Annotated in this window: 12 protein-coding genes and 1 pseudogene; 12 read left to right on the top strand and 1 reads right to left on the bottom strand. The window is 56.6% G+C overall.

Annotated elements, in window-relative coordinates:
• Nucleotides 1-122: 122 nt before the first annotated feature.
• Nucleotides 123-1,505 (top strand): aspartate aminotransferase family protein, encoded by a 1,383-nt coding sequence (locus PMYSY11_RS10250; RefSeq protein ID WP_150549096.1) that lies wholly within the window; start codon nt 123-125, stop codon nt 1,503-1,505.
• Nucleotides 1,506-1,561: 56 nt separating this feature from the next.
• Complete coding sequence (locus PMYSY11_RS10255) at nt 1,562-2,908, top strand: glutamine synthetase family protein (protein WP_197737974.1); 1,347 nt, start codon at nt 1,562-1,564, stop codon at nt 2,906-2,908.
• Nucleotides 2,909-3,042: 134 nt separating this feature from the next.
• Here the strand turns inward: PMYSY11_RS10255 and PMYSY11_RS10260 are convergent, their stop codons facing one another.
• Nucleotides 3,043-3,744 carry a GntR family transcriptional regulator gene (locus tag PMYSY11_RS10260; protein WP_150549098.1) on the bottom strand — a complete coding sequence of 234 codons (702 nt, stop codon included), beginning with the start codon at nt 3,742-3,744 and terminating at the stop codon, nt 3,043-3,045.
• Between the two features lie 210 nt (nt 3,745-3,954).
• Here PMYSY11_RS10260 and PMYSY11_RS10265 point away from each other — a divergent pair, with 210 nt between their 5' ends.
• From PMYSY11_RS10265 to PMYSY11_RS10305, 10 genes and pseudogenes are all read left to right on the top strand, one after another.
• Entirely contained in the window at nt 3,955-5,016 is a 1,062-nt protein-coding gene (locus tag PMYSY11_RS10265) for an aromatic ring-hydroxylating dioxygenase subunit alpha (protein ID WP_150549099.1), read from the top strand.
• Complete coding sequence (locus PMYSY11_RS10270; protein ID WP_150549100.1) at nt 5,013-5,966, top strand: PDR/VanB family oxidoreductase; 954 nt, start codon at nt 5,013-5,015, stop codon at nt 5,964-5,966. Before PMYSY11_RS10265 ends, PMYSY11_RS10270 begins: the two co-directional genes overlap by 4 nt.
• Nucleotides 5,967-6,307: 341 nt before the next feature.
• Nucleotides 6,308-7,237: a LysR substrate-binding domain-containing protein gene (locus tag PMYSY11_RS10275; protein ID WP_150549101.1), complete on the top strand. Its 930-nt coding sequence runs from the start codon at nt 6,308-6,310 to the stop codon at nt 7,235-7,237.
• A gap of 324 nt (nt 7,238-7,561) precedes the next feature.
• Nucleotides 7,562-8,752 carry an aromatic ring-hydroxylating oxygenase subunit alpha gene (locus PMYSY11_RS10280; RefSeq protein ID WP_150549102.1) on the top strand — a complete coding sequence of 397 codons (1,191 nt, stop codon included), beginning with the start codon at nt 7,562-7,564 and terminating at the stop codon, nt 8,750-8,752.
• Nucleotides 8,753-8,762: 10 nt separating this feature from the next.
• Nucleotides 8,763-10,208: an aldehyde dehydrogenase family protein gene (locus tag PMYSY11_RS10285; protein ID WP_150549103.1), complete on the top strand. Its 1,446-nt coding sequence runs from the start codon at nt 8,763-8,765 to the stop codon at nt 10,206-10,208.
• 11 nt (nt 10,209-10,219) lie between these two features.
• A pseudogene (locus tag PMYSY11_RS21885) lies at nt 10,220-10,381 on the top strand (rubredoxin); the annotation flags it as partial.
• The gene (locus tag PMYSY11_RS10290; RefSeq protein WP_239655592.1) at nt 10,370-11,602 is read left to right on the top strand and encodes an FAD-dependent oxidoreductase; all 1,233 of its coding nucleotides are present in this window, start codon (nt 10,370-10,372) and stop codon (nt 11,600-11,602) included. The pseudogene PMYSY11_RS21885 and the gene PMYSY11_RS10290, both read left to right, overlap by 12 nt.
• A gap of 10 nt (nt 11,603-11,612) precedes the next feature.
• Nucleotides 11,613-12,944: an NAD(P)/FAD-dependent oxidoreductase gene (locus tag PMYSY11_RS10295; protein ID WP_150549104.1), complete on the top strand. Its 1,332-nt coding sequence runs from the start codon at nt 11,613-11,615 to the stop codon at nt 12,942-12,944.
• Complete coding sequence (locus PMYSY11_RS10300) at nt 12,941-13,327, top strand: cupin domain-containing protein (protein WP_069899792.1); 387 nt, start codon at nt 12,941-12,943, stop codon at nt 13,325-13,327. The genes PMYSY11_RS10295 and PMYSY11_RS10300 overlap by 4 nt, the downstream gene beginning before the upstream one ends.
• A gap of 77 nt (nt 13,328-13,404) precedes the next feature.
• On the top strand, nt 13,405-14,694 hold the full coding sequence (locus PMYSY11_RS10305; protein WP_170860583.1) for an MFS transporter: 1,290 nt from the start codon (nt 13,405-13,407) through the stop codon (nt 14,692-14,694).
• The last annotated feature ends 13 nt before the right edge of the window (nt 14,695-14,707 follow it).

Here is a 14,707-nt window from a genome sequence, read left to right on the forward strand (position 1 = left end):
AAGCCTGGCAGCGGTGAACACTCAGTTACAAAGCCGCGACTTAATTTTTCCCGGTTGACCGACCGCAGCGTCGCAACCCAATAACAGCAGGGCCTTCGTGCCCAAGCAATAGAGAGGAAATCATGAGCTTGTCGAAACAAACCCTGGCATTGCAACACACCGATGCGCAGCATCACCTGCACCCGTTTACCAATTCCCGCGAGCTGAATGACCGTGGCGTGCGCGTGATCAGCTCGGCCAAAGGGGTGTATCTCACCGACACCGAAGGCAACCAGTTGCTTGATGGCATGAGCGGGCTGTGGTGTGTGTCCGTTGGGCATGGTCGTCAGGAGATTATTGACGCGGTGTCCCGTCAGCTCAGCGAACTGACGTTCTACAACACCTTCTTCAATACCTCGCACCCGCCGGTTATCGAGTTGTCGCGCAAGTTGGCAGCAGTCACGCCAGCGCAGTTCAACCACTTTTTCTATACCGGTTCCGGCTCTGAATCCAACGACACGATTTTCCGCCTGGCCCGCTATTTTTGGGAGCTGCAAGGCAAGCCCGAGAAACGCATCATGGTGGGTCGCACCAATGGCTATCACGGCTCTACAGTCGCGGCGGCCTCATTGGGCGGCTTTGGCGGTATGCACGCACAGGGCGGCATGCTGATTCCCGATGTGGTGCACGCGCCGCAACCGTTCTGGTGGGCGAATGGCGGCGACATGATCCCGGAAGCCTTCGGCCTGCATGTGGCACAACAAACCCTCGACATGATCGACGAAATCGGTGCCGACAAAGTCGCCGCGATGATTGCCGAGCCAATTCAGGGCGCTGGCGGGGTCATCATTCCACCTTCTACCTACTGGCCGGCACTCTCTGCGGGCCTCAAAGCGCGTGACATTCTGCTGATTTCCGATGAGGTTATCTGCGGCTTCGGGCGCACAGGTGAGTGGTTTGGTTGCGAGCTGATGGGCACCGAGCCCGATTTCATGACCATGGCCAAGGGCATCACCTCGGGCTATGTGCCCATGGGCGCTGTCGCCGTGTCCGATCGCATCGCCCAAGTGTTGCTTGAGCGCGGCGATGAGTTTGCCCACGGTTTTACCTATTCCGGCCACCCGGCTGCGTGCGCGGCGGCGATTGCCAACCTTGAGATTCTTGAGTCAGAGCAAATGGTCACGCGCGTGCGCGATGACATAGGCCCTTATCTGCAGCAGAAATGGCAAGCACTGGCTGAGCATCCGATGGTGGGTGAAGCGGTTATGGCCGGCCTGATTGGCGCCTTTCAGTTCACCTCGAACAAGGCCAAACGCAGCAGCTTCCCGGCCGAGGCCAGGATCGGCATGATCGCCCGTGAGCACTCGTTCAACAATGGCCTGGTCATGCGCGCGGTTGGCGATCGGATGGTCATCGCGCCGCCGTTCAGCCTGACGCACACCGAAGCCGATGAGCTGATCGCCAAGACGCAAAAAGTCATTGAGCTGACCTATGCTCACGCCCGTAATCTGGGTTTGATTGACTAACTCCCTGCCCACTATTGGTCGCCGATATGAATGCTAAATCGCCCTCAGGGGCCACGATGGAAGAGTTGAATCAGTTTCTGGCCAAGTATCCGGACGTTAAAGGCGTCGACATTGTCATGACCGATTGCCACGGCATCGGGCGTGGCAAGACCATTCGCCGGCATGAGCTGGAGTCGCTGTATGAGTCGGGACGCGCCATGCCGACCTCGCTGTTTGGACAGGATGTTGCGGGCGATGACGTCGACTGTTCACTGGTATTGCACGATGGCGGTGGCGACAAACGCTGTTGGCCAGTGCCGGGAACGCTCGGTTTGCAACCCCATTCAGGGCGGGGCGTGGTGCTGGTGAGCATGTACAACGCCGATGGCACGCCCTTTAATGCCGATCCGCGTGCAGTTCTAGTCCGGCAGGTCGAGGCCGCCAATAAGGCCGGCTACTCACCCATGGGCGCGTTTGAGCTTGAGTTTTACCTGATCGACAAAGAACGAGATGCCAACGGACGGTATCAGCCGGCGCGCTATTTGCTGTCGGGCCGTCGTTCGCGCAATCGCAACACCATGGCGGTTGATGAGCTGGATGAAATGTCACCCTTGTTCGAGATGATCTACGCCGGTGCCGAGCATCTGGGCATTCCCATGGAGTCAGTTATTTCGGAATACGCGGTGGGTCAGTACGAGCTGACCATCCGCTACCGGGACCTGCTGCGCGCCGCGGATGATGTGATATTGGCCAAGCGCCTGATTCGCTCGGTGGCCCGTCGCTTCGGGGTGGAGGCCTGCTTCATGGCCAAGCCATTCGGGCAGGAAGCGGGTTCGGGTATGCACCTGCATCTGTCATTGAACGATGAAGGCGGCAGCAACTTGTACGCTGATCAGCCTTGCGGTGAATTGAGCCCGCTGATGCTGCAGTCCATCGGTGGCATCCGCAAAACAGTCGGCGACACGGCGCTGATTCTGGCGCCGTTCCTCAACTCGTGGCGGCGGTTTGCCTCGGCGGTCTACTCGCCAGCATCGGATACCTGGGGCTTTGAAAACCGCACAGTGGCATTGCGCGTACCTGACGGTTCAGCCCAGACCCGTCACTTCGAACACCGCGTAGCCGGCGTTGATGCCAACGCTTATCTGGTGGCCGCAGTGACATTAGCCGGGGCCATGCAAGGTATTCGCGAAGAAACCGATCCGGGCCCTGCGGTAGAGGGCAATGGCTACAGCAAGGAGCATGTGGCGGATTTGCCGACCAGCTGGAAAGGCGCAATTGATCGCTTTGAGCAATCCGCTTTCATGCAAGAGGTATTCGGGCAGTGTTTGCACGAGTCGTTTGTAGCGATTAAACGGGCCGAGTTGCAACGCCTGGAGCTGGACATATCTGAAGCCGAGTGGGACCTTTACGGGTTTGTGGTGTAAGCCCTAATTGCTGCCCCTCGCCAAACAGCAAGGCTGCTTTGGCGAGGGGCAGGCCGCTGCGTTTGCTTAGATCTGCCAAGTTTCGAACACAGTTTATTGCTCTTGCGGATTCTCGTGCAGCCTTGATTCAGCCATCACTGAATGATTTTGAGCCCGTCCCTCGGCGCGGAGCCGAAGAGGTGTGCGTAGCGCAATGTGGCATTGGCGTGCTCACGCATGATCATTTCGGCACGTGCGCCCTGGCCGCTTAACAGCGCATCTACGACGGTGTGATGTTGCATATGGGCAAAGTTGAAGCGGCGGTACTCCAGAGCCAGGTCGTTGCGGTCGACGGCTAATGAGCTGACGGACGCGAAGGGTAGGTGCTCATTGCGGGCAAGCGCCTCGGCGATGGCCATGTTATTGCTGGCGTCGATAATTGCCTGATGAAAGCGCTTATTGATGTCGTGATATTCAGCCAGATCCTCCTCGCAGACGTAGCCCTTGGCGAACAACTGATCGCCTTGTTCAAGGCAGGACAGCAACACCTCGCGAATCCCGGTTGGTATCCCGCGTTCTGCTGCCTGGCGCGCGGCCAGCCCTTCGAGAACGCCACGCACTTCAACCGCTCCGGCAAGATCATCGGCGGTCATCTGTTTAACCGTGAAGCCACGGGCGCCGAGCCGAATCAGCAGGCCTTCCTGTTCCAAAGCGCGAAAAGCCATGCGCACAGGCATCCGCGACACGCCCAGCCGTTCGGCTGTGGGAATCTCTGCGAGCCGCTCACCGGCAGGGAACTCGCCGTCGATGATCATCTTGCGTAACAGGTTGAGAACGCGCTGGCCTGAACCGCTCATTAAAGCCTCTATTGGATCCAATTAGATTTATAGGTTGCCAATGTACTCTTGAACCAGTCCCTGATTCCAGTGTTGGATTCGGCGGGTTATTAGAGCTTATTGTGTTCGTTAATCGCACGTTCGCTGGATCCAATGGCTAGATTAAGCTCAGTGTTATGAGTAGATTTTGCTCAAGATGGATCCATTGATAACAGTAAGCGAGATCTGAGCATGTTCCCGAAAAACGCCTGGTACGTTGCCTGCACCCCGGATGAAATTGCGGATAAGCCTTTGGGGCGCAAAGTCTGTAACGAGAGCATTGTGTTCTACCGTGGCCACGAAGGCCGGGTCGCGGCCGTTGAGGATTTCTGCCCGCATCGTGGAGCGCCGTTGTCCCTTGGTTATGTGCAGAACGGTCAACTGGTGTGCGGCTACCACGGGCTGGTGATGGAATGTAATGGCAAGGTGGCTGCCATGCCGAATCAGCGTGTGCAGGGTTTTCCGGCAATTCGCAGTTTCCCGGTAGAGGAGCGTTATGGCTTTATCTGGGTGTGGCCGGGTGATCCCAAGCAAGCCAGTGCCGACCTGATTCCTCATCTTGAATGGGCTCAGAATCCTGAGTGGGCGTACGGCGGTGGCTTGTTCCACATCAATTGCGATTATCGGCTGATGGTCGACAACCTCATGGATCTGACCCATGAAACCTATGTGCATGCTTCCAGCATTGGTCAGAAAGAGATCGATGAAGCGCCGGTGACCACTAAAGTTGACGGCCAGAACGTGATAACCAGTCGCTTCATGGAAGGTGTCATGCCGCCACCGTTCTGGCGTGCGGCATTGCGCGGTAATGGTTTGGCCGATGATGTGCCGGTGGACCGCTGGCAGATCTGCCGCTTCTCACCACCAAGCCATGTAATGATTGAAGTGGGTGTAGCGCATGCGGGCAACGGCGGTTATGACGCCGCGCCAGAGCACAAGGCCGGCAGTATCGTGGTGGATTTCATTACCCCGGAGACCGACACATCCATCTGGTATTTCTGGGGCATGGCGCGCAACTTCAAGGCGCAAGATGCTGAGTTGACCGAGACCATTCGCGCGGGCCAAGGCAAGATCTTCTCGGAGGATCTGGAAATGCTCGAACGTCAGCAACGCAACTTGTTGGCGCATCCCGAACGCAATCTGCTCAAACTCAATATTGATGCTGGCGGAGTGCAGTCGCGCCGAATTATCGAACGCATCATTGCAGCAGAAAAACAGGCGGATGATGCAGTTATCGCCCGGAGTGCATCGTGATGGACGTATTGATCTCGGCCATGCGCCTAGTCGCCAGAGACATTGTCAGCGTTGAGTTGGTTAATCCTGATGGCAGTGACTTGCCAGCATTTGCTGCCGGTTCGCACATCGATGTGCACCTACCCAACGGGCTGGTCCGTCAGTACTCGCTGTTCAATAATCCGCAAGAGCGCAATCGTTACTGTATTGCTGTCCTCAAAGACCCTGCCTCGCGAGGTGGCTCGAGCGCTGTGCACGAAGCGCTGCGCGTCGGCCAGAGAATAGGGATCAGCGAGCCACGCAATCTGTTTGCGCTGGATGAAAGCGCACCGCGAAGTGTGTTGTTCGCCGGGGGGATTGGTATCACGCCGATCTTCTGCATGGCGCAACGCCTGGCTTCAAATGGGGCTGCGTTCGAACTGCACTATTCGAGTCGCTCTGCGCAGCAAGCGGCGTTTGTTAGACGCCTGCAGCAACTCGAATTTGCCGCCAATGTTCATGTTCACCTTGATGATGGCGATGAGCAACAACGGCTCGACATTACAGCTGTTCTGGCCAGGCAATGCACGCAAACCCACTTGTACGTCTGCGGGCCAACGGGCTACATGGACTTTGTACTTGAGAGTGCGCGAGCATTGAGCTGGTCGGAAAATCGCCTGCACCGCGAATACTTCAGCGCTGCGCCTACAGTTACGGCTGATGACACTAGTTTTGAAGTCCGGTTGAACAGCAGCGGTCTGGTGTTGCAAATTCCGGCAGACAAAACGGCGGTACAAGTTCTCGATGAAGCTGGCGTGATCATTCCTGTGTCGTGCGAGCAGGGCATATGCGGCACTTGCCTGACTCGCGTGATCGACGGCCAGCCCGACCACCGGGATGCCTTTATGACACCCGCTGAACACGCCCTGAACGACCAGTTCACACCCTGCTGCTCACGGGCTAAAAGTGCTTGTCTGGTGTTGGATATTTAGGCGAACGTCGGCAATCGTCTGAAAAGCAGAGACTTTTCGTGCGATCCATATAACATGCGTTTCTGAAATTAGGAGGGCATTCTCAAGTCTGAAATCGACTCAAGAAAAGTCTGCCTGAGTGCAGGCTTTTTGCTTTTATTGCAGCGACTTACCGGTGGTCGTTTTCTCACAAATTGATGCAGTCGATTTGCAGAAAACACTGGCGGAGTGAATCTCGGATGGCGTAAAAGGCGGGCTCGATATTCGCGACTCGCCAGTCATTTCTCTCAACAATTCACTGGTTGATTGAGTTGGAGCGCGGCAGCGGGTCGATATAAAAACAAAGAATTACGGATTGCCTGATGAAAATTAATCCACTGCCGCCACTCAATAGCCTGGTTGCCTTTGAGAGCGCCGCGCGACATTTGAGTTTCACCTTCGCCGCGAACGAGCTCAACGTGACGCAGGGAGCGATCAGTCGCCAAGTGCGTCTGCTAGAGGACTATCTGGGAAAGGCGCTGTTCGAGCGTACAACCCGAGCCATGAGCCTGACCCCAACGGGCAATCAGTATTACGAGGTTGTGCGTGAGTCTTTGCTGCAACTCGCCAGCGCCACCGGCGAGATCCGCCATTGGCGCGGTGCCCAGCAAGTCACGGTGGCCACCAGCACGGCAATGGCGTCGCTGTGGTTACTGCCAAAAGTTGCCGAGTTTCAGCGTGACAACGAAGACATCGACCTGCGCATAATCGCCTACGATCACGTCAAGGACTACTCGCGGCTGGACTGCGATCTGGCGCTTTACTATTGCCGAACTGCGCCCAAAGGCATGCAGGTTACGCCGTTGTTTTCCGAAGAAGTATTCCCGGTGTGCAGCCCGGATTATTTGGCCAAGCACCCAGAGCTTGTGAGCGTCGAACAATTTTCTACCTGCACCTTGCTATGGCTTGAGGATCCGCAGCGCGATTGGATCGGCTGGTCCGAGTGGTTCTTGCGCCTCGGCCGGAAGATGGTCGAGCCCAAGCACCGGATCAACATCAACAGCTACTCGATGCTGTTGCAGTCCGCGATCAGCGGCCAGGGTATAGCCCTGGCCTGGTCGAATCTGGTTGATAACCATCTGCAAACTGGTGCGTTGGTGCGTCCTGTGCAGTCAACCTTGCTCACCGAGGGACAGTTCTGCCTGCTTGAGCCCAGCAACCGTACGTCTTCCCGTCAGAGCGTCAAGCAGTTTCGCTCCTGGTTAATCTCGCAGCTTCCAACCCTTCCCGATGCTGTTGACGCTGGTCTCTGATCCGCGTTTTCAACAGATGCGCCGGTGTGCTCATTGCATGTAACGCAATGAGCACACCGGCGGTTCTTCGCGCGCGCGTATTGGCAAGCTGATGCGCTATTTTTACGCATGGATTGATGAGCGTTTGTCATATGTATGCTGGGTATATCACTAAAGGCCGCAAATAGCGGTGGCTGGCGAATTACCTGTGATAAAAAGTCATAAATGCTGACGAAAATAATCGTTTGTCGCTAATCCCTGTTTTTCTCGAAACTCGCGGTCAACGGAGAGTGGCCAATGCGCCTGCCGAACCTGACCTAACGTGCCCAGCAGGGGAGAAAAACAATGAACAATTCCATCTCTCAACGCATTCCCGTTCAGCAACTGGAAAGTGTCCTCAATCCAATCCATCAAGCCACTGGTCTTGGTAACGAGTTCTATACCGAGCAGCGCTATTTTGAGCTGGAGCGCGATGAGGTGATGGGTAAAACCTGGGCGTGTGTCGGCTTTGCCAGTGACTTGATCAAGAATGGTTCGGTCAAGCCGATCGACTTCATGGGTTTGCCGTTGCTGTTGATGCGCAATCGCGAAGGCCTGGTCCAGGTCTTTCACAACGTGTGCAGCCATCGCGGCATGAAACTGGTGCAAGAAGAAGGCGAAGTGCAGGGTGTTATTCGCTGCCCATACCATTCCTGGACGTATGACCTTAATGGCAGCTTGCGCGGTACACCGCATGTTGGCGGTATCGACAAGCACAAAGATGACCGTTTCGCTTGCGAGAAGCATGGCCTCAAGGCTTTGCGCAGTGCTATCTGGATGGACATGGTATTCGTCAACCTGTCCGGCGACGCGCAGCCGCTGGAGGAAATGCTCGCACCGCTGACCGATCGCTGGACCCAGTTCCTCGGTGCCGACGGCATGGATTTGCTGCGCCGTCGCCCTGGTTTTGATGCCACCACGCTGGACATCAATTGCAACTGGAAACTGGCCGTCGAGAATTATTGCGAGGCTTACCACCTGCCGTGGGTTCACCCGAGCCTGAACACCTATTCGCGACTTGAAGATCACTACAACATCATGTTCGGTGACAGCTTTGCCGGGCAAGGCAGCTACGCCTACAACCTGTCTGACGTGGCCGGTACGCACCTGCCAATGTTCCCGAGCTGGCCACAGGATCGTCTGCGCAATGCCGAATACGTGGCATTTTTCCCTAACGTGCTGCTTGGCATTCAGGCGGATCACGCTTTTGCCATGCAACTCGAGCCGGTTGCACCTGGGCGCACCATTGAGCATCTGCGCTTGTTCTATGTCGGTGATGAGGCGCTTAACGACGAGTATGCCGCCTGCCGCAACTCGATTCTTGAATCTTGGAAGGTGGTGTTCGCTGAAGACATCAGCTCGGTAGAAGGCATGCAGAAAGGCCGTTACTCACCTGGCTACAAGGGCGGCGCATTCTCGCCCGAGATGGACATCCCGACCCACTTTTTCCACACCTGGGCGGCGCGTCAATTCTTGTCCACCGACCAGTTGGCCTGAGGAGAGAGTCATGAGTGCAATTGCTAATCACTGGCTTAATTTTATCGACGGCGAATGGGTCGACAGTTCCAGCCGTCTCAGCGTCAATCAACCCGCCACAGGCGAGCCGCTGGCAACCATTGCTCAGACTTCGGTTGAAGATGCTCAGCGCGCCCTCGAAGCAGCACGGCGTTGTGCTGACAGCCAGGCAATGAGCCGGGTGCGTCCGGCGCAACGAGTGACCTGGCTGTTGCAAATAGCCGCCGAGATTCGTGCAGTAGCCGAAGAGGGCGCCTGGGTCCTTTGCCAGGAAAATGGCAAAAGCCTGAACGATGCGCGTGATGAGTTCACCGAGGCCGCACGCTACTTCGAATACTACGCTGGCATGGCGGACAAGATCGAAGGCACTTCGATCCCGTTGGGCAATGGCTACATGGATTTTACCCAATACGATCCAATGGGCGTCTCGGCGCAGATTGTGCCGTGGAATTTCCCTGTGTCGATCTGCGCACGCTCTCTGGCCCCCGCTTTGGCAGCAGGGAACGCGGTGGTGATTAAGTCGCCAGAACTGTCGCCGCTGGGAATGTGTGTATTGATCAAGGCCATCGCCAAAGTGGATTTGCCCAAAGGTGCGGTCAACCTCATCTGTGGGCGCGGACGTGAAGTGGGCAACTATCTGGTCAGCAGCAAACAGGTTGATCAGATTGTATTTACCGGCTCGGTGCCAACCGGACAGTCGATCTTGCGTGCAGCTGCTGAGAATGCCACCCCAAGCGTTATGGAATTGGGCGGTAAATCGGCGGCATTGGTGTTTGCCGATGCCGACCGTGAGCAGGTGTTGTCGAGCGTCAAGGGTGGGATTTTCTTCAACGCAGGCCAAGTGTGTTCAGCCATGTCGCGGCTGTTGGTGCAACGTGAAATCTACGAAGAAGTGGTTGATTCAGTGGTTCAGCTTGCCGAGGGTCTGACGGTCGGTGCGGGTGAGCATAATCCGGATCTCACGCCGGTAATCAGCGCGGCGCAGTTGTCCGGTATCGAGAAGCTTTGCCGCCGCGCCGTCGAGGAAGGTGCAATTGTGGCAACCGGTGGCGAAGCCTTCAGTGATCGCCATGGCCACTTCATGCGGCCCACGGTATTGCGCGATGTAACGCCGCAAATGGGCATCGCTCAGGAAGAAGTGTTCGGGCCGGTCTTGGCGGTGATTCCGTTCGACACCGAAGAGCAAGCGCTGAGCATCGCCAATGGCACCGATTTCGGCTTGGTGGCCGGTGTGTTCACCCAGGATATCAGCCGCGCCATGCGCTGTACCCGGCGACTGAAAGCAGGCCAGGTATTCATTAATGAGTGGTACGCGGGCGGCATCGAAACCCCCTTTGGTGGCGTGGGCTTGTCTGGCTTCGGGCGTGAGAAAGGCCAGGAGGCGCTGTACAGCTATGTGCGGACTAAAAACGTCGCGATTCGTGTGACTGGCGAGTGACGGAGGCAATCATGAAAAAGTGGCTCTGTGTGGTGTGCGGCCTGATTTACGACGAGGCCGAAGGCTGGCCTAAAGACGGAATTGCCGCAGGTACTCGCTGGGAAGACGTACCCGAAGATTGGGTATGCCCGGAGTGTGGGGTTGGTAAAAGTGATTTTGAAATGCTCGAAATCAATGAGCCGGTTATTGCTGTGGCGGCTGCGCCGGTTAAGCCGGCTCCTGTTGCAGCGGCTCTGCCGCGTCAACCTATCGTCATCATCGGCAGTGGTTATGCAGGTTATGGCTTAGCACAGGCACTGCGTCGCAGTGACGCCAATGTTGAAATTCGCGTGCTGACTCAGGATTCCGGACATCTGTATTCAAAGCCTGCATTGTCTATCGGCCTGGCCCAGGGCAAGACCGCTGAGGGGCTGACAGGTGAGTCAGCAATGGCAATCGAAAAGCGTCTGGGCTTGCGCGTTTATGCGCACTGCAAGGTAGATAAAATCGACAGCAACAAGCGTGTACTGCACACCAATTTAGGTGAGATGGAGTACGGCCAACTGGTTCTGGCCAGCGGTGCATCGCCAATTCGCCTGCCTATTTCCGGAGACAATGAAGCGCTGCTCAGCGTTAACAACCTCAACGATTATCAGCGTTTTCGTGAGCGTCTGGTGGGCATTAAGCGTGTGGCAATTCTGGGTGATGGGCTGATTGGCTGCGAGTTTGCCAATGACCTTGCCAGCAATGGTTTTGATGTGAGTGTTATCGGTTTGGGCCAATGGCCGATGGAGCGTCTTCTTCCGGCGGATGCCGGCCAGCATTTACAGCGTGCATTGAGCGAGCAGGGCGTTAGCTGGTATCTGCGCAATTCACTTGAGCGGGTTCAGCGTAACGAACATGGGTACAACCTTAGCCTTACCGACGGCCAGCAACTGCAAGCTGATCTGGTGCTGTCCGCTGTTGGATTGCGGCCCAATCTGGAACTGGCGCAGCGCAGTGGTATTGCCACCGATCGTGGGATAAAGGTCGACGCTCATTTGCAGACTTCGGTTGCCGGGATCTTTGCTTTGGGTGACTGCATCGAGATTGACGGGCAACTGTTGCCGTATCTGGCACCAATCAACCAGGGCATTCAGGCGCTGAGTAAAACCTTGCTAGGACACGCGAGCCCAGTCAGCTACCCGCTGATGCCGGTCATGGTTAAAACCCCGGCCGCGCCTCTGTGCCTGCTACCGCCTGGAATGGGCACAGCAGGAGAGTGGCGTTGCACGCCAACCGACGATGGCATGAGTGCAGGGTTCTACAGCGCAGAAGGCAAGCTTTGCGGTTTTGTCCTGCTGGGGCGCCAAGCGCAGCTGCAACGCAATAGCTGGCTGCAATCCTGCCAAACCGCGCAACAAGCCGTAGCCTGAGGGCCGCATCATGAATAATAAAAGCGTTAATCTGCCTTTGGATGATTCAACTTGCGGTTGGTACAGCGCGCTGAATGACCTCCCTGCGGCAAAGCGTTTACAGGGGATGCAGCGGGCTGATTTTGCGGTTATCGGCGCAGGCTTTGCCGGCCTTGCTGCGGCGCGGCGTTTGGCTGAGCAATTGCCACAAGCGCGGATCATTCTTGTCGATGCCCAGCGTGTTGGGTATGGCGCCTCGGGCCGCAATTCGGGGTTTGTGATTGATCTGCCGCACAAGTTTGCGCTGGAACACCCGGATCCGGCCCACAAGCAACGCCTGTTGTCGCTGAACCGATCAGCCATCAGCCAGTTACAGGGGTTGGTCACTAAGCATGGGATTGATTGTCAGTGGTCTCATGCCGGCAAGTATCAAGGTGCAGTCGGCCCTCGTGGGCAGGCGCATCTCGAGCATTTTGCGAAATTGATGGACGAGTTGGGCGAGCCATTCAAATGGGTCAATGGCGAGGCATTAGCCGACGTCATCGGCAGTCAGCATTACAGCCAGGCTATCTACACACCCGGATGCTATTTGATGCAACCGGCAGCACTGGTCAATGGCCTGGGGTGTAGCTTGCCCGAGAATGTAGAGCTACTCGAAGAATCGCCCATTCAGCGTCTGGAGCGTGACTCCAATGGTGGATGGATTCTGCACGGCAGCAAAGGCCAGATAACCACACCCAAATTGCTCTTGGGCACCAGTATATTCACCCAGGAATTTGGCTTTTTGCGCAACCGCCTGCTGCCGGTGATGACGTTTGCCAGCTGGACGCGACCGCTGAGTGATGCCGAGCTGGCACGGTTCGGTGGCCAGCTCGATTGGGGTCTAACCCCTGCCGATCATGCGGGCACTACCGTGCGCATGACTCAAGATCGTCGGTTGATCATCCGTAATACCTACAAGCACGTGCCCAAGTATGGTCGTAGCACCAGTGATGCGATGCGCGAAGGCGTACGTAATGATCATCGCAAGGCTTTTCTGGCGCGTTATCCGCAGTTGGCCGATGTGCCGTTCACGCATACGTGGGGCGGTGTGTACGCGATTTCGCGTAACTTCACCAACTTCTTCGGTGAGCTGCAGGACAATGTATACGCCTCAGCCTGCGACAACGGCGTAGGTGCCGCTTGGGGCACCATTTCCGGGACCCTGCTGGCCGACTTGGCGATTGGCGCAGATTCAAACCAGCTGCGTGACATTCAGGCGGTAACCGGCATGCCTTCGTTAAATCCCCCTGAGCCATTCCTCGGAATTGGCGTGCGCTCGCGTATACGTTTGGCGGCCTGGAACAGTCGGAGTGAATTATGAGTGTTTTAGTCGCCACTACTGGTAAAGGTCCGGTGTTGCTGGTCGATCACCGCGATCTGGATTTTGCGCTAAGAAGCGCCGCCGGGGATGGCAATGGGCAAGCCTTTGTCGCGCGCGCGATCAGCAATGAGGTCTCGCCCAATATTGGAATCGGCTTTGCTCGCTGGGAAGGGGCAGAAGTGGCCTGGACGCTGTTGTATGACGAAGTGATTTTCGTCATTGAAGGCTGCTTCGAGTTGCAGGCGAATGGTCAGCTGTATCGGGTTGAACCCGGTCAGATGTTATGGATACCCGAAGGCACCGAGCTGGTCTATGGCGGTCACGCGCTGTTCGGTTATGTGGTGCATCCGGGTGACTGGAAACAACGCCACGGCCTGGCATGAGTCGCAGTCACCTCAAATGATCGCTGCGCCCGGCACTGGCTGGGCGCAGCCTGTTTATAGCGGGTTGGAGAACACACATGCTGGGGCTGACTCGGGCATTTGGTGCGTTATATCTGGCGTGCATGCTGATGCAATTGGGTTCCAGCCTCCTGATGACTTATCTGGCGCTGCGTCTTAATGCCAGTGGTGGTGCTGCGGTCTGGAGCGGGGCTTTGATGGCCGCTAATGCGCTCGGTATGGTTCTGGGGGCAAGGCTTGGTCATACGCTGATCGATCGCGTGGGACATATCCGTACCTATGTCGCCTGTGCGGGTGTGATTGCGGCCGGAGTCCTGGCCCATGCCTTCAGCGAGAACATGGGCGTCTGGCTGATGCTGCGATTGTTGGTGGGCGTGGCCATGATGTGTCAGCTGATGGTGCTCGAAAGCTGGTTGAACGAGTGCTCGCAAAATCATCAGCGCGGCAGTGTTATGGCCATTTATATGCTGTCGACCTATGTCGGTATGATGCTGGGCCAGCTGGCATTGAGCATCAATGGCGATCTGGGCATTAATGCGCTGCTGGGCGTGGCGATGGCATTCGCGTTATGCCTGGTGCCAGTTGCACTCACCGGCAGTATTCACCCTACACCGCATCCACCCGCGCCGGTTGTTATCAGGCACTTTTTGCACCGCGTGCCGCAGTCGCTGGCAACCGTGCTGGTGTCCGGCATGATCAATGGAAGCTTTTATGGGCTGGCCGCTATTTATGCCAGCGAACAAGGGTTGGATACTGCACAAATCGGGCTGTTCATGGCATTGACCATCGGTGCCGGGTTGTTGGCTCAGCTGCCGTTGGGCCTGCTTTCTGATCGATTCCCTCGTGCCAGCCTGATCAGGCTGGTCGCGGTTATGCTGACCCTGGCCTGTTTGCCGATGGCCATTATCCATGAACTCTCAATGACTGCTTTGATTGGCCTGGGCATTCTGATTGGCTGCCTGCAGTTCTGTCTGTATCCACTGGGCGTGGCCCTGGCAAATGACAACATCGAGGCGCATCTGCGTGTCTCACTCGCCGGCATATTGCTGATTACCTTTGGCCTGGGTTCAGCAGTCGGTCCGCTGATTGCTGGCGTGGTGATGGCCAGTTTTGGTGCTTCCAGTCTGTACTACTTCTTCACCGGTTGCGCCGCCTTTCTGGCAGTGCTGGTGACGCAGCGCAAGGTAACGGGTGTTTATCTGCAAGACGATGCGCCCTTGCAACATCAGGCGACGCCAAGCGGTCTGGCCAGTTCGACGCTGGCTGCTCAGGTTGAGCCGGTTATCCCAGATGCAGATCACGATGACAGGCATGCAGCAGCGCCTGGGGCTGTGCAAGCGCAAATATGAATGACGGAAAATA

Source organism: Pseudomonas marincola (assembly GCF_900682675.2).
In the GTDB taxonomy this organism is placed as follows: Bacteria; Pseudomonadota; Gammaproteobacteria; order Pseudomonadales; family Pseudomonadaceae; genus Aquipseudomonas; species Aquipseudomonas marincola.

Bases quoted from the DNA above. Each gene is read 5' to 3' on its own strand.
- PMYSY11_RS10300 (WP_069899792.1), top strand. From the start codon at position 12,941: ATGAGTGTTTTAGTCGCCACTACTGGTAAAGGTCCGGTGTTGCTGGTC.
- PMYSY11_RS10280 (WP_150549102.1), top strand. From the start codon at position 7,562: ATGAACAATTCCATCTCTCAACGCATTCCCGTTCAGCAACTGGAAAGT.
- PMYSY11_RS10255 (WP_197737974.1), top strand. From the start codon at position 1,562: ATGGAAGAGTTGAATCAGTTTCTGGCCAAGTATCCGGACGTTAAAGGC.
- PMYSY11_RS10250 (WP_150549096.1), top strand. From the start codon at position 123: ATGAGCTTGTCGAAACAAACCCTGGCATTGCAACACACCGATGCGCAG.
- PMYSY11_RS10265 (WP_150549099.1), top strand. From the start codon at position 3,955: ATGTTCCCGAAAAACGCCTGGTACGTTGCCTGCACCCCGGATGAAATT.
- PMYSY11_RS10275 (WP_150549101.1), top strand. From the start codon at position 6,308: ATGAAAATTAATCCACTGCCGCCACTCAATAGCCTGGTTGCCTTTGAG.
- PMYSY11_RS10290 (WP_239655592.1), top strand. From the start codon at position 10,370: ATGCTCGAAATCAATGAGCCGGTTATTGCTGTGGCGGCTGCGCCGGTT.
- PMYSY11_RS10260 (WP_150549098.1), bottom strand. From the start codon at position 3,744: ATGAGCGGTTCAGGCCAGCGCGTTCTCAACCTGTTACGCAAGATGATC.
- PMYSY11_RS10295 (WP_150549104.1), top strand. From the start codon at position 11,613: ATGAATAATAAAAGCGTTAATCTGCCTTTGGATGATTCAACTTGCGGT.
- PMYSY11_RS10305 (WP_170860583.1), top strand. From the start codon at position 13,405: ATGCTGGGGCTGACTCGGGCATTTGGTGCGTTATATCTGGCGTGCATG.
- PMYSY11_RS10285 (WP_150549103.1), top strand. From the start codon at position 8,763: ATGAGTGCAATTGCTAATCACTGGCTTAATTTTATCGACGGCGAATGG.